This is a genomic window from Pseudomonas sp. X4 (genome assembly GCF_040784925.1).
GTDB lineage: Bacteria > Pseudomonadota > Gammaproteobacteria > Pseudomonadales > Pseudomonadaceae > Aquipseudomonas > Aquipseudomonas putida_Z.
Map to the genome: position 1 here is coordinate 4,211,380 of NZ_CP160798.1, position 15,018 is coordinate 4,226,397.

A 15,018-nucleotide genomic window follows, 5' to 3' on the forward strand; every position below is an offset into this window, starting at 1 on the left:
ATATATAGCGGTGCCGCGTCTGGCACCTGACGCGTTTTTCATCTTCAGATTCAGGAATACTCCGATCCATGGGCAAATCGCTGGTCATTGTGGAATCCCCGGCCAAGGCCAAGACCATCAACAAGTACCTGGGCAACCAGTACGTGGTGAAGTCGAGTATCGGCCATATCCGAGACCTCCCCACCAGCGGTTCGGCCAGCGCCAGCAAAGAGCCAGCCGCCAAGCGTGGCAAGGCCGCGGGTGAGGCTCCGGCCCTGTCGCCGAAGGAAAAGGCCCGCCGCCAGCTGGTGGCACGCATGGGCGTCGACCCCGATCACGGCTGGAAGGCCAAGTACGAGATCCTGCCTGGCAAGGAAAAGGTGATCGAAGAGCTGCGCCGCCTGGCGAAGGATGCCGACACCATCTATCTCGCAACCGACTTGGACCGCGAAGGGGAAGCCATTGCCTGGCACCTGCGCGAGGCCATCGGCGGCGACGACACCCGCTACAAGCGCGTGGTGTTCAACGAAATCACCAAGAAGGCCATCCAGGAAGCCTTCTCGCAGCCGGGCGAGCTGGATATCGACCGGGTCAACGCGCAGCAGGCGCGGCGTTTCCTCGACCGCGTGGTCGGCTACATGGTTTCGCCGCTGCTGTGGGCCAAGATCGCCCGTGGCCTGTCCGCCGGCCGTGTACAGTCGGTGGCGGTGAAGCTGGTGGTGGAGCGCGAGCGCGAAATCCGCGCGTTCATCCCGGAAGAGTACTGGGAAATCCACGCCGACCTCGGCACCGCCAAGAACGCCAAGGTGCGTTTCGAAGTGGCACGCGAGAAGGGTGAGGCCTTCAAGCCGCTGAACGAAGCCCAGGCCATGGCCGCGCTGGAGAAGCTCAAGGCTTCCAGCTACAGCGTGGTCAAGCGCGAAGACCGCCCGACCAGCAGCAAGCCGTCGGCACCGTTCATTACTTCCACCTTGCAGCAGGCCGCCAGCAACCGCCTGGGCTTCGGTGTGAAGAAAACCATGATGATGGCCCAGCGCTTGTACGAAGCCGGCTACATCACCTACATGCGTACCGACTCCACCAACCTGTCGGCCGACGCCCTGGACATGGCGCGCAGCTACATCGAGCGCGAGTTCGGCAAGCAGTACCTGCCCGAGGCACCGCTGGTGTACGGCAGCAAGGAAGGCGCCCAGGAGGCGCACGAAGCGATTCGTCCTTCCGACGTGAATACCCACCCGAGCAAGCTCACTGGCATGGAGCGCGACGCCGAGCGCCTGTACGAGCTGATCTGGCGCCAGTTCCTGGCCTGCCAGATGCCGCCGGCGCAATACCTGTCCACCAGCGTCACCGTGGCCGCAGGCGACTTCGAGCTGCGTGCCAAGGGCCGTATCCTCAAGTTTGACGGTTACACCCGTGTGCTGCCGCAGCAGAGCAAGCCTGGCGAAGACGACGTGTTGCCGGAAATGGTCCAGGGTGAAGCGCTGAAGCTGATCCAGATCGACCCGAGCCAGCACTTCACCAAGCCACCGGCGCGCTTCACCGAAGCCAGCCTGGTCAAGGAAATGGAAAAGCGCGGGATCGGCCGCCCGTCGACCTATGCGGCGATCATCTCGACCATTCAGGACCGTGGCTATGTGACCCTGCACAACCGCCGCTTCTATTCCGAGAAGATGGGCGACATCGTCACCGAGCGCCTGTCCGAGAGCTTCTCCAACCTGATGGACTACGGCTTTACCGCAGACATGGAAGAGAACCTCGACGACGTGGCCCAGGGCGAGCGTGACTGGAAGAACGTGCTCGACGAGTTCTACGGCGACTTCAGCAAGAAACTGCAAACCGCCGAGTCCAGCGAAGACGGCATGCGCGCCAACCAACCGACGATGACCAACATTCCGTGCAAGGAATGTGGCCGGCCGATGATGATCCGCACTGCCTCCACCGGCGTGTTCCTCGGTTGCTCGGGCTACAGCCTGCCGCCGAAAGAGCGCTGCAAGGCCACCGTCAACCTGGTGCCGGGCGACGAGATTGCCGCCGACGACGAGGGCGAATCGGAATCCCGCGTGTTGCTGGGCAAGCACCGTTGCCCGATCTGCGCCACGGCGATGGATGCCTACCTGCTGGACGAGAAGCACAAGCTGCACATCTGCGGTAACAACCCGGATTGCGCCGGCTACGAGATCGAGGAAGGCAACTACCGCATCAAGGGTTACGAAGGGCCGAGCCTGGAGTGCGACAAGTGCGGCAGCGAGATGCAGTTGAAGACTGGCCGCTTCGGCAAGTTCTTCGGTTGCACCAACCCGGCGTGCAAGAACACCCGCAAGCTGCTCAAGAGCGGCGAGGCGGCACCACCGAAGATGGACAAGGTGGACATGCCAGAGCTCAAGTGCGAGAAGGTCGACGATACCTACGTGCTGCGTGATGGCGCTTCGGGGCTGTTCCTGGCCGCCAGCCAATTCCCCAAGAACCGCGAAACCCGCGCCCCGCTGGTGCTGGAGATCGTGCCGCACAAGCATGAGATCGATCCGAAGTACCACTTCCTGTGCGATGCGCCGCAGAAGGACCCGGAAGGCCGCCCGGCGGTGATTCGCTACAGCCGCAAGACCAAGGAGCAGTACGTGCAGTCCGAGGTTGATGGCAAGCCGACCGGCTGGAAGGCGTTCTACGACGGCAATGCGTGGAAGGTTGAAGACAAGCGCTGATCCGTCAGTGCTGTAATTGGGGCCGCTTCGCGCCCCTTCGCGGGCTTGCCCGCTCCTACAGGTACAGCGCAGGCCTTGGGCTTGATGGAGTTCCTGTGGGAGCGGGCAAGCCCGCGAAGGGGCGCAAAGCGGCCCCAATCATTTATGATGCAGCTATCCGCCTTGCAGCCTTAGGGAGGGCACTGAAATGGCCCAGGAACTCTACACCCGCACCAATCAGAAACTGTTCTTTGCCGGCCTCGCCCTGGAGTCCATGGCCAAGGCCGAACAAAGCCAGGCCATGAATGCCCAGGGCCTGGTCCAAGCCGAGCGCGAGTCGGCGCTGTTCCATCTCTACGGCGCACTGCTGGGCCTGTGTCATGAAATTGGTGGCTTCTACCGCCTGCCAGTTGTTGCAACGGTCGAGCAAGCACTGGCCGACGATGCCCTGAACGGCATCGCCATCCCGGAAGTGGCCGAGCTGCTGGAGCTGGCCCGCCAGCGCGAAACCTGGCTGGCGCAGATGCTCAGTGCTTATGCCGATTTGTTCCGACCACCGGTCGCGAAAAAAGCGCCAAAAACCGACGTCACCCAGCCATTGATCCAGGCGGTCAATCTCGATGAGCCCGAGCATCCGGCGCTGTCGCGTGCCGAACTGGAAAGCTGGCGCAGCAACCTCAAGGGCCTGGTGAGACGTTTCCGCGACGCGTTGAGTGAGTGCTGATAGCTGCTACGGCTGGTACAATACTGGCCTTTCGCGGAGAACTGCCATTTATGTCTACGTCGTTTCTGGAAATTGTCGAGTTGCCTGATGGCCGCATCGAACTGCGTCGCGCCGAGGATGAGGGCTCTCTGGTAACCCTGGATTTCTCGGAAGACGCCAAGGCGTTCCTGCAGGGTCAGCATGTGGAAGTGGCCAAGGCCATGCTCAGCGTGGGCGTGCAGATGGCCGGTCGCCTGATGGATGGCGAGCTTGAGCGTGATGAAGGGCCGCGTGTGCTGCACTGAGGTGCAGCAGGGCATCAGGTTTCATGCAATGACAGGCAAAGCCTGAACATCAGCCGAGGCGGATGTTCAGGCTTTGTGCGTTTCCGGCACCGGCAGCGCGCAGCAATTGCTGGCGTGCAGTGGCGTTGACGTTGCCCAGCCAGCTGACCACGGTGTGGCTGCGGCCCAGGCGCAAGGCTTCGCAGGCCAGTTGAAGCGGGCTCTGATTGCCGCGAGGTTGCAGCAGCAGGATGCGTTCACGGTTGAGCCCGGCATCGCGCAGCCAGGCCTGGGTCAGGCTTGACGGCGGGGCGATCAGGGTCAGCCAGCGGGTCTCATCCTCTTCGCTCAGTTCGCGCAGCACGGGTGCCAGCAGGCTTTGGCAGTGCCCGGGGGCTCCGCGCAGCGACAGTTCGCTGAACAGCTCGGGCTGGCTGCTCTTGCGCGCCACTTCGCTGGTTTTCAGGCCAGGCAGTACGGGCTGGGCGAGGAATGCTTCGAACAATGGCAACTGGGCTTGCTCGGGTGCGTGAATGAACTGCTGCATGACGCCTCCTGGATCAGCGGCGAATGACGCCGACGCTCAAGCCCTCGATCACCAGCTCCTGTTCTTTCAGGTCGACTTCGATGGGGGCGAATTCGGGGTTTTCGGCAAGCAGCCAGACCTTGCTGCCTTCGCGCTTGAAGCGCTTGACGGTGACTTCGTCGCCGATGCGGGCTACGACGATCTGGCCGTTGCGGGCTTCGCGGCAGGTGTGTACCGCCAGCAGGTCGCCATCGAAGATGCCGACATCCTTCATGCTCATGCCGTGTACGCGCAGCAGATAGTCGGCCTGGGGGTGGAAGAAGTCGGGGTTGATGTTGCAGGATTGCTCGATGTGCTGTTCGGCAAGGATCGGCGCACCGGCGGCAACCCGGCCGATGATTGGCAGGCCGCTTTCTTCGGCCTTGGCTTCCAGACCGGGGATGCGAATACCACGGGAGGCGCCCGGGGTCATCTCGATCGCGCCTTTGCGGGCAAGGGCCTTGAGGTGCTCCTCGGCGGCGTTGGGCGACTTGAAGCCCAGCTCCTGAGCGATCTCGGCGCGCGTCGGCGGGAAGCCGTTGTCTTCCAGGCAACGCTTGATGAACGCGAGAATTTCGGCTTGGCGTGGCGTCAGTTTCAACATGGTGAGCGCTCTGTCTTTTTGTACAGTGACTGGGATTATATACAGTACTGGATGCGCTGCAAGCCAAAACCTGCAATAAACAGCAGCAATGGCGCTTGCAGCCGCCCGCCTGGCGCTTTTAAATGGCGACCGGCCGGTCACCGAGCCTTGACAGAAGCAGGGCTGAAACGTATGTTTCAAACACCTGTTTGTCTGGCGGAGTAGTCGGAGTAGTCATGGCCCAATCGGAAACCGTTGAACGCATTCTCGATGCTGCCGAGCAGCTGTTCGCGGAAAGGGGGTTCGCAGAAACCTCGTTGCGGCTGATTACCAGCAAGGCCGGGGTCAACCTGGCGGCGGTCAACTATCACTTCGGCTCCAAGAAGGCCCTGATCCAGGCAGTGTTCTCGCGTTTCCTCGGGCCGTTCTGCGCCAGCCTCGAACGTGAGCTGGAGCGGCGCCAGGCCAAGCCGGAGCACAAGCCGAGCCTCGAAGAGCTGCTGGAAATGCTGGTCGAGCAGGCTTTGGCCGTGCAGCCGCGCAGCAACAACGACCTGTCGATCTTCATGCGCCTGCTGGGCCTGGCCTTCAGCCAGAGCCAGGGCCACCTGCGGCGTTACCTGGAAGACATGTACGGCAAGGTGTTCCGCCGCTACATGCTGCTGGTCAACGAGGCTGCACCGCGCATCCCGCCGCTGGAGCTGTTCTGGCGAGTGCACTTCATGCTTGGCGCCGCCGCCTTCAGCATGTCCGGCATCAAGGCCCTGCGGGCGATTGCCGAGACCGATTTCGGCATCAACACCTCGATCGAGCAGGTAATGCGCCTGATGGTGCCGTTCCTGGCTGCGGGCATGCGTGCCGATAGCGGTGTTACCGACGACGCCATGGCCACCGCGCAGCTGCGCCCGCGCACCAAGACCAGCGCAGGCGCCTCCACCGCCAAGGCCTGAAGGCTGGGCGGGGCAGGGCGCTTCGGCTAAGCTAGCGCCCATGCCCGACCTCGACTTCCTGCACATTTCCCTCGCTGACCAGTGCCTTTATGGCTTTGCCGGTGGCCAGCTGCGCCTGCGCGTGCCGGTTTCCACGGCGCGCAACGGCGCCGGCGAGCGCAACGGCTCGGGTTGCACGCCGTGTGGCCTGCACCAGGTGCGGGCGAAGATCGGCGCGGGCTTGCCGCTGAATGCGGTATTGGCCGGGCGGCGCTGGACCGGCGAGGTGTGGTCGCCGGCCTTGCATGCGCAATGCCCCGGCCGGGACTGGATCCTTACCCGCATTCTCTGGCTCAGTGGCTGCGAGCCGGGTGTCAACCGCCTGGGTGCGGTCGACACCTTCCGCCGTTATATCTACTTGCACGGCACCCCGGATACGGAACCCATGGGCGTAGCGCTGTCCCATGGTTGCATACGCCTGCGCAACACCGATTTGCTAAGCCTGTTCGAGCAGGTGCCGGCCCATTGCCCGGTGCGCATCGAGCAGGCCGCCTGCCCCCAGTGGGCTTCTCTCAGTCTTCAATGAAGGATTACCCATGACTGTCAGCCTGCAAGGCTCCCTGATGGTGGATATCGCCGGTAAATGGCTGACCGCCGAAGACCGTCACCTGCTGCGCCAGCCTGAAGTGGCCGGCCTGATCATCTTTGCCCGCAACATCGATAGCCCGCGCCAGGTGCGTGAACTGTGCGCGTCGATCCGCGCCATCCGCCCCGACCTGATCCTGGCGGTGGACCAGGAGGGCGGCAGGGTGCAGCGCCTGCGCCAGGGCTTTGTGCGCCTGCCGGCCATGCGGGCGATAGCGGACAATGACAACGCCGAGTACCTGGCCGAGCAGTGCGGTTGGTTGATGGCGACCGAGGTGCTGGCGGTTGGTCTGGACCTCAGCTTTGCCCCGGTACTCGACCTGGACCACCAGCGCAGCGCCGTGGTGGGCAGCCGCGCCTTCGAGGGTGACCCGCTGCGTGCCACGCAACTGGCCGGGGCGTTCATCCGTGGCATGAATGCGGCGGGCATGGCGGCCTGTGGCAAGCACTTCCCGGGGCATGGCTGGGCCGAAGCGGATTCGCATGTGGCCATTCCCACCGATGAGCGCAGCCTCGAACAGCTGCGCCAGGCCGACCTGGTGCCGTTCACCCGCCTGAGCGGGCAATTGGCGGCAGTGATGCCGGCGCATGTCATCTATCCGCAGGTCGACAACCAGCCGGCTGGCTTCTCGCGGCGCTGGTTGCAGGACATTCTGCGTGGCGAGCTGGGCTTTGACGGGGTGATCTTCAGTGATGACCTGTCGATGGCGGGTGCGCATGTGGTCGGGGACGCGGCCAGTCGGATCGAGGCGGCGTTGAGCGCTGGCTGCGACATGGGCCTGGTGTGCAATGACCGGGCGGCGGCGGAGCTGGCGTTGAGTGCGGCGCAGCGGATGAAGGTCAAGCCCTCGCCACGGATTGCGCGGATGCGTGGGCAAGGGTTTGCGCGGACGGATTATCGCCAGCAGCCGCGGTGGCTGGAGGCGTTGGGGGCGTTGCGGGAGGCGCAGCTGGTCGATTGACCGCGCCGGCCCCTTCGCGGGCACGCCCGCTCCCACAGGTGCAGCGCTGGTTTCGAAATTGGTGTTGTAGCTGTGCCGGCCTCTTCGCGGGTAAACCCGCTCCCACAGGTACGGCACCGCCCTTGAGGGCACTGATATCCCTGTGGGAGCGGGTTTACCCGCGAAGGGGCCGGCACAGGCAACACAACAGCCTGAAAAGCAGCGCTTTACCTGTGGGAGCGGGCGTGCCCGCGAAGAGGCCGGTACAGGCAGCGAAGGATTCTAGGCTACCGCCCGCGCTTCCCCGGCAGCGGCGCAAACAGCGCTTCGATCTCTTCATCCCCCAGCCGCCATTGCCCGGCCTGCCCGCCATCCAGCAGGCTCGCCGCCAGCGCCGCCTTCTCCTGCTGCAACAGCTGGATCTTTTCTTCCACTGTCCCCCGAGTGATCAGCTTGAACACGAACACCGGCTTGTCCTGGCCGATGCGGTAGGCGCGGTCGGTAGCCTGGTTTTCGCTGGCCGGGTTCCACCAGGGGTCGAAGTGGATCACCGTGTCCGCAGCCGTCAGGTTCAAGCCCACGCCACCCGCCTTGAGACTGATCAGGAACACTTCGCTATCACCCTGCTGGAACTGCTGCACCGGCGTGCGTCGGTCGCGGGTGTCGCCGGTCAGCAGGCTGTAGCGGATCTTGCGCTTCTCCAGCTCCTGCTCGATCAACGCCAGCATCGAGGTGAACTGCGAGAACAACAGCACCCGGCGACCTTCGCTCAGCAGCTCTTCGAGCATTTCCAGCAGCGCGCCCAGTTTGCCCTTGTCGGCCTGGTTGCCTTTGCTTTCCACCCCTTTGACCAGGCGCAGGTCGCAGCATACCTGGCGCAGCTTGAGCAGGGCGTCGAGGATGATGATCTGGCTGCGCGCGGCGCCATTGCGGGCGATTTCATCGCGGACTTTCTTGTCCATGGCCACCCGCACGGCTTCGTAGGTGTCGCGCTGGGCATCGCTAAGCTCGACCCAGTGCACCATCTCGGTCTTGGCCGGCAGCTCGGTGGCTACCTGCTCCTTGGTGCGGCGCAGCAGGAACGGGCGGATGCGGCTGGCCAGGTGGGCCATGCGCTCGATGTCGCCGTGGCGCTCGATCGGTGTGCGGTAGTCCTGGTTGAAGCGCTTCAGGTCACCCAGCCAGCCAGGCATAAGGAAGTGGAAAATCGACCACAGCTCGCCCAGGTTGTTTTCCATTGGCGTGCCGGTCAGGCAGACGCGCTGATTGGCCCGCAGCTCGCAAACCGCGAGGGCGGCCTTGCTGGTGCTGCTCTTGATGTTCTGCGCCTCGTCCAGTACCAGCACATGCCAGGCCTGGGCGCGCAGGTGCTCGAGGTCGCGTGGCACCAGGGCATAGGTGGTCAGGACCAGGTCGTATTCGTGCAGTTTGGCGAAATGCTTGCTGCGCCCCGGGCCTTGCAGGGCCAGCACGCGCAGCCCGGGGGCGAAGCGCTGGGCTTCGTCCAGCCAGTTGGGCACCAGGCTGGTCGGCATCACCGCCAGGGCCGGTGCGCTCAGGCGCCCGGACTGTTTCTCCAGCAGCAGGTGTGCCAGGGCCTGCAGGGTCTTGCCCAGCCCCATGTCGTCGCCGAGGATGCCGCCGGTGCCCATCTCGCGCAGCGCCTGCAGCCAGTTCAGGCCTTGCTGCTGGTAAGGGCGCAGGCTGGCCTGCAGCCCGGTCGGCGGTTCTACCTGCAAGTCACGGGCATCGCGCAGGCGACGGCCCAGGTCGCGCACATGCTCGCCACCCTCCCAATGCAGGGGCAGGCCGTCGATGTCGTTCAGGCGTGAGGCATCGGCACGGTCCAGGCGCAGGGACGGGCCTGCGGCGTCTTCGTGCAGGTACAGTTCGCCCAGGGTGCCCATCACTGCCTTGATGCGGCCATAGGGCAAGGCAACGCGCAGGGCCGGGGCATCGAGGCGGCCACGGTTGAGGTCGATCAGCAGGTGCTCGTCGTCACTGCGTCGGGCCAGTTCGCTGGGGCGCAGCAGCTCCGGGTTGTTGCGCAGCAGTTGCAGCACGATCGGCAGCAGGCTGTGGCGCTGGCCATCGACCACGATGCCCAGCTCCAGGTCGAACCATTCATGGCCGGGCGCTTCGTCGATGGTGGCGTACCAGTCGTCCACTTCCTGCAGGTTGAAGGCGAAGTCGCGGTGGATGTCGATGTTCCAACCGGCTTCGCGCAGGCGCGGCAGGCCTTCGCGGGCAAAGCGCAGCCAGGCTTCGTCATCGGGCAACTGGAGCATCTCGCCGGCACTGTCAGGCAGGGCCTTGCTCTGCCGGGTGGCGGCCTTGAAACCGAGGTCGCGCAGCACCTTGCGCAGCGCCTGTTCGGCTTGTGGCTGGCGGCGGATGTGCTGGCTGGTGTTGTCTACCAGGCGGGTCAGCGGTTTTTCGTCGCTGCCGCTGGCGCGTAAACCGTCATAGTCGAACGCCAGTGCGGCCCGATGCTGCATCTGCCGCTGCATGCGGCCGGTCTTGGGCATGTAGGCGCTGAATTCAAGGCTGCCCAGCGTCAGGTGCGGCCTGGGTTGAATACTGTCGATCTCTTCACTGCGTACGCTTGTAGGCGTTGGAACCTGGCGATTCAGTGCATTCAAGCGGTGGCTCAGGGGGATGATCAAGTGTTCGGGCACCGTAGGTGCGCTTGCCAGTTGGCTGGCAATGAACGGGTCAAGATCATGTACAAGCTTGCCAGTCATGCCCGTCTGGGTATCGATGTAATAGAGCGGGTCGAGCGGCAGTGCCATGTCATGCATCCGCTCATCATGGTGCCACGCACCACGATAGCTGCCGTTCTCAAGCCTCATCCAGCGAAACTCGGCCGGCAGTGTCGGCCCGGGGGCTAGTGGCAACAGTTGCTCGCCGTAGATCAGGCGGCCACTGGCCAGTGCGAACTCGTACAGCTCTGCGCCTTGCTTTCCTTCCAGCCTTGCGATTGGCATGTTGGTGTTTTTGCCAAGGGCGTCAATCAGCCTGAGGATGCGCAGGTCCTCATCAGTTACGTAACGTGGCGTGTAGTAGAGCATCTCAGGCAGCGAGCTGGCACGGGCGAGTTTCAGCTGGCCATCGGCTTCGCGGGTGCCTTTGGATACGCTGAGCGTGCAAAGGCCGTGCTCATTAACGACCTTGTAGTAGAGCGACGGGCCTTTGCGCCTGGCAGGCTCGGCAGGCTTTGTCGGAGCTTCCAGGGCCTCGACCCAATGGGCGAGTTCAGGTGGGAGGTCCAGAGATTGCCGGGCTGCGTCAACCGTTGGGTGAGGGGCATCATGGCTGCCCTCGGCGTAATCCGGCCCGCGCTCCAGCAAATAGAGCGCAGCCGCACAATGCTTGCAGTCTTCGCCCACCGGGCATGAGCAAGTGCCTCGGCACTCCAGGCCATCTTCCGTCATGTCCAGCGTGATGCGCTGGTAGTAGGTCCGGCCGCCGGAACCTGCGCACTGGGCGCGGACGGTCATGTCGAGGATGGACACGATTTCGCTTCTGCCTTCCTCGGCGTAGTCCAGGCCGCGTTGCAGGGACTTGCGGTCAAACGCGAACGTCCAGCCGTCGTGCTCCCGCACAAAGAACTGCGCATCGCTCTCGCTCACATCACTGCTCCATCATCTCCGGGTCCATCACTGGCATTTTAGGCGTACCTGGTGGTGTCACCTTCAGCAGCACCGCCAGGTGCCCACCGTCGAGGAAGGTCAGCTGGCCGCCCTTGACGTTGCTGTTGCTCTGCTTGAACTGCTCGCTTTGCAGCACGCTGCCGTTGCCGTCCAGCTGGTTGACCCAGAAGTTGGCCTCGACCGCAATGAAACGGCCCTCGGCGATGCTCAGGTTGCCTTCGATGGGGAAGTGGCCGAACTGCTCGGTGCCTTCGCCCAGGGCGATGCGGCTGGGCTCGCTGCCCACTTGCTGCTGCCAGGCCTTGTGCAGCAGCACGGTGTAGTCGGCGGTGGCTTCCAGGCGGGTGGCTTCATCTTCCAGCGCCAGGCGGCGCTCGGCGTCCTTTTCCAGGCGTGGAGCGCCAGCGCTCCAGTCTTCGGGGGCGAACGGGCTGGTGAAGGCGGGCACGCTGTTCTGCCGCACCAGGATCATTTCTACCTGATACAGGCCTTCGGCGAAGGCGGCCGGGGCGAACAGCGCCAGCAGCAGGGTCAGGCAACGGATGGCACGCATGGATCTTCCTTAGGCAGGCTGTGGGGTCAGGCGCTCGAACAGCGCCTCCAGGTTATTGAAGCGTTCGTCGGGGCGTTCCATGGGTACCAGGAAGCGGAACTGGGTGGCGCCTTCGAACTTGTAGCGTTTGGGCTGGCCCTGGATCAGCTTGATCAGGGTCAGCGGGTCGACCGGGGTCTCGGCCTCGAACTCGATCTTGCCGCCGTTGGGGCCGGCGTCGACTTTCTTGATGCCGAGCTTTTCCGCGTGCAGCTTGAGCGAGGTCAGGCGCATCAGGTTCTTGGTCGGCTCGGGCAGCAGGCCGAAGCGGTCGATCATTTCCACCTGCAGGTCCTTGAGGCCTTCTTCGTCGGCAGCCGAGGCAATGCGCTTGTACAGGATCAGCCGCGCATGCACGTCGGGCAGGTAGTCCTCGGGGATCAGTGCCGGCAGGCGCAGGTTGATTTCCGGGCCGCCGCCCAGCGGCTGCTCAAGGTTGGGCTGGGTGCCCTTGCGGATCGCCTTGACCGCGCGCTCGAGCATTTCCATGTACAGGGTAAAGCCCACCGCCTGGATCTGCCCGCTCTGGCCTTCGCCCAGCAGCTCGCCGGCGCCGCGAATCTCCAGGTCGTTGGTGGCCAGCACGAAGCCGGCGCCGAGGTCCTGGGTGTTGGCGATCGCCTCCAGGCGTTTTTCGGCGTCGGCACTGACCTTCTGTCGGGTTGGCGTCAGCAGGTAGGCGTAGGCCTGGTGGTGGCTGCGGCCAACACGGCCGCGCAGCTGGTGCAGCTGGGCCAGGCCGAACTTGTCGGCACGCTCGATGACGATGGTGTTGGCGCTGGGCACGTCGATACCGGTTTCGATGATGGTCGAGGCCACCAGCACGTTGAAGCGCTTGTGGTAGAAGTCGCTCATCACCTGTTCCAGCTCGCGCTCGCGCATCTGCCCGTGGCCGATGCCGATGCGCGCCTCTGGCACCAGTTCGGCAAGGTCGGCGGCGCATTTCTCGATGGTTTTCACATCGTTGTGCAGGTAGTACACCTGGCCACCGCGCAGCAGCTCGCGCAGCAGCGCCTCTTTGACCGTGCTCTTGTTCTGCTCCATGACGAAGGTGCGTACCGACAGGCGGCGCGCCGGCGGCGTGGCGATGATCGACAGGTCGCGCATGCCCGCCACCGCCATGTTCAGCGTACGCGGGATCGGCGTGGCGGTGAGGGTGAGGATGTCCACCTCGCTGCGCAGGGCCTTGAGCTGTTCCTTCTGGCGCACGCCAAAGCGGTGCTCTTCGTCGATGATGGCCAGGCCCAGGTCCTTGAAGCGTACATCGTCCTGCAGCAGCTTGTGGGTGCCGATGAGGATGTCGATCTTGCCTTCGGCCAGATCGGCGGCGGCGTTGGCCACTTCCTTGGCCGACTTGAAGCGGCTCATCACCTCCACGGTCACCGGCCAGTCGGCAAAGCGGTCGCGGAAGCTGTTGTAGTGCTGCTGGGCGAGCAGGGTGGTGGGCACCAGCACGGCCACCTGGCGGCCGCTGTGCACGGCAATGAATGCCGCGCGCATGGCCACTTCGGTCTTGCCGAAGCCGACGTCGCCGCACACCAGCCGGTCCATCGGCTTGGGCGCCAGCATGTCGGCGCGCACCGCTTCGATGGCAGCCTGCTGGTCCGGGGTTTCCTCGAACGGGAAGCCGGCGCTGAAGGTGGCGTAGTCGGCGGACGGGTCGGCAAATGCATAGCCCTTGCGCGCGGCGCGGCGGGCATAGATGTCGAGCAGTTCGGCGGCCACGTCGCGCACCTGTTCGGCGGCCTTGCGCTTGGCCTTCTGCCAGGCCTCCGAGCCCAGCCGGTGCAGCGGTGCCAGGGCATCGTCGCTGCCGGTGTAGCGGGCGATCAGGTGCAGGTTGGCCACCGGCACGTACAGCTTGGCGCCCTCGGCGTATTCCAGGGTGAGGAATTCGGCGGCCTGGCCGTCGATTTCCAGGGTGGCCAGGCCCAGGTAGCGGCCCACGCCATGGTCGATGTGCACCACCGGCGCGCCTTCGCGCAGCTCGGTCAGGTTCTTGATCACTGCGTCGTTGGCGGTTTCGCCGCGCTTGTCGCGGCGCCGGCGCTGCATGACCCGCTGGCCGAACAGCGGGCTTTCGGCGACCAGGGCGATGGCTGGGTCGTCCAGCAGCAGGCCTTCGTCCAGCGGGGCGATGGTGATTGCCAGGCGTTCGTTGCCGGTGATGAAGTCGGCCCAGCCGTCGACGGTATGCGGGCGCAGTTTCAGCCGTTCGAGCAGCTCCAGCAGCACTTCGCGCCGGCCTGCCGATTCGGCGGTGAACAACACTCGGCCAGGGAACTGGTCGAGGAAATTGGCCAGTTCGGCCAGGGGCTGGTTGGCCTTGGCCTCGATTGCCAGGTTGGGCAGGGGGCGCGCCGGGAAGCGCTCGCGGCCCACGCCCGGGTCGAGGTCTTCGGTGCTGACCACTACCCGTGGCCATTGCTTGAGCCGGGCGAAGCAGTCTTCCACCGGCAGGAACAGTTCGGCCGGTGGCAGCAGCGGCCGGCTCAGGTCGCCACGGCGGTCTTCATAACGCCCGCGCACGTCGTTCCAGAAGTGTTCGGCGGCCTGTTCCACGCCGGGCAGCGAGAACACCTGGGTGTCGGCCGGCAGGTAGTCGAACAGGGTCGAGGTTTCTTCGAAGAACAGCGGCAGGTAGTACTCGATGCCGGCGGGGATGATGCCGCTGGCCAGGTCCTGGAAGATCGCGCTGCGGCGGAAATCGACATCGAAGCGTTCGCGGAAGCGCGCCTTGAAACGGGTCACTTCCTCTTTCTGCATCGGGAACTCGCGCGCCGGCAGCAGGCGCACCGAATCCACCTTGTCGATCGAGCGCTGGGTCTCGGGGTCGAAGGTGCGCAGCGTCTCGATCTCGTCATCGAACAGGTCGATGCGGTAGGGCAGCTTGCTGCCCATCGGGAACAGGTCGATCAGCGCGCCGCGCACGGCGAACTCGCCATGCTCGTAGACGGTGTCGACGCAGCGATAGCCACTGGCCTCCAGGCGCAGGCGCATCTGCTCCACATCGATGGTCTGGCCCACGTCCAGCACCAGGCTGCTGCCCAGCAGGAAGCGGGTCGGCGCCAGGCGGTGCAGGGCGGTGGTGATCGGCACCACGAGGATGCCGTGGCTCAGCTCCGGCAGGCGGTAGAGGCTGGCGATGCGCTGGGAAATGATGTCCTGGTGCGGCGAGAACAGGTCGTAGGGCAGGGTTTCCCAATCGGGGAACGGCAGCACCGGCAGGTCCGGGGCAAAGAAGCGAAGTTCCTGTTCCAGACGATCGGCAGCCTGGCTGTCGGCAGTCAGCAGCAAAGTGAAGCGGCCCGCGCTGCTGGCGGCCTCGGCGATGGCCAGGCTGAGGGCGGCACCGGGTAGATTGCCCCAGGTTTGTTTGCCGGCCGTGGCCGACATTTGCGGTAGGCGCAGAACTGACACGGGAGATTGCACTCCAAGCGTTGCGGCAAAGAGATCGATTGTACCG

Annotated in this window: 11 protein-coding genes; 6 read left to right on the top strand and 5 right to left on the bottom strand. The window is 64.5% G+C overall.

Annotated features, from left to right (window positions below; genetic code table 11):
- Window positions 1-68 precede the first annotated feature (68 nt).
- From topA to ABX298_RS18820, 3 genes are all read left to right on the top strand, one after another.
- Window positions 69-2,678: a type I DNA topoisomerase gene (gene topA, locus ABX298_RS18810; protein ID WP_025338324.1), complete on the top strand. Its 2,610-nt coding sequence runs from the start codon at window positions 69-71 to the stop codon at window positions 2,676-2,678.
- Window positions 2,679-2,865: 187 nt separating this feature from the next.
- Window positions 2,866-3,381, top strand: coding sequence for a DUF6586 family protein (locus tag ABX298_RS18815; protein ID WP_025338325.1), 516 nt, complete (start codon window positions 2,866-2,868; stop codon window positions 3,379-3,381).
- A 50-nt stretch (window positions 3,382-3,431) separates the two neighbouring features.
- Window positions 3,432-3,665, top strand: coding sequence for a hypothetical protein (locus tag ABX298_RS18820; protein WP_004376430.1), 234 nt, complete (start codon window positions 3,432-3,434; stop codon window positions 3,663-3,665).
- 49 nt (window positions 3,666-3,714) lie between these two features.
- Here ABX298_RS18820 and sulA read toward each other — a convergent pair whose 3' ends face one another.
- Entirely contained in the window at window positions 3,715-4,191 is a 477-nt protein-coding gene (sulA, locus tag ABX298_RS18825; RefSeq protein WP_025338326.1) for an SOS-induced cell division inhibitor SulA, read from the bottom strand.
- 13 nt (window positions 4,192-4,204) lie between these two features.
- Window positions 4,205-4,813, bottom strand: coding sequence for a transcriptional repressor LexA (lexA, locus tag ABX298_RS18830; RefSeq protein WP_004376420.1), 609 nt, complete (start codon window positions 4,811-4,813; stop codon window positions 4,205-4,207).
- 215 nt (window positions 4,814-5,028) lie between these two features.
- Between lexA and ABX298_RS18835 the strand changes: the two genes are divergently transcribed.
- From ABX298_RS18835 to nagZ, 3 genes are read left to right on the top strand one after another with little or no spacing between them, the layout of a single operon-like run.
- Window positions 5,029-5,742, top strand: a complete 714-nt coding sequence (locus ABX298_RS18835; protein ID WP_025338327.1) for a TetR/AcrR family transcriptional regulator — start codon at window positions 5,029-5,031, stop codon at window positions 5,740-5,742.
- 40 nt (window positions 5,743-5,782) lie between these two features.
- On the top strand, window positions 5,783-6,307 hold the full coding sequence (locus tag ABX298_RS18840) for a L,D-transpeptidase family protein (protein WP_367393467.1): 525 nt from the start codon (window positions 5,783-5,785) through the stop codon (window positions 6,305-6,307).
- 22 nt (window positions 6,308-6,329) lie between these two features.
- Complete coding sequence (gene nagZ / locus ABX298_RS18845; protein ID WP_176240913.1) at window positions 6,330-7,328, top strand: beta-N-acetylhexosaminidase; 999 nt, start codon at window positions 6,330-6,332, stop codon at window positions 7,326-7,328.
- Window positions 7,329-7,594: 266 nt separating this feature from the next.
- On the opposite strand, the gene ABX298_RS18850 is transcribed toward nagZ, so the two are convergent.
- The 3 genes from ABX298_RS18850 to mfd are packed head-to-tail and all read right to left on the bottom strand — an operon-like array spanning window position 7,595 to window position 14,972.
- On the bottom strand, window positions 7,595-10,939 hold the full coding sequence (locus ABX298_RS18850) for an SNF2-related protein (protein WP_367393468.1): 3,345 nt from the start codon (window positions 10,937-10,939) through the stop codon (window positions 7,595-7,597).
- Between the two features lies 1 nt (window position 10,940).
- Window positions 10,941-11,513 carry a CsiV family protein gene (locus ABX298_RS18855; protein ID WP_004376408.1) on the bottom strand — a complete coding sequence of 191 codons (573 nt, stop codon included), beginning with the start codon at window positions 11,511-11,513 and terminating at the stop codon, window positions 10,941-10,943.
- A 9-nt stretch (window positions 11,514-11,522) separates the two neighbouring features.
- Window positions 11,523-14,972 (bottom strand): transcription-repair coupling factor, encoded by a 3,450-nt coding sequence (gene mfd / locus ABX298_RS18860; RefSeq protein WP_274079403.1) that lies wholly within the window; start codon window positions 14,970-14,972, stop codon window positions 11,523-11,525.
- Between the last annotated feature and the right edge of the window lie 46 nt (window positions 14,973-15,018).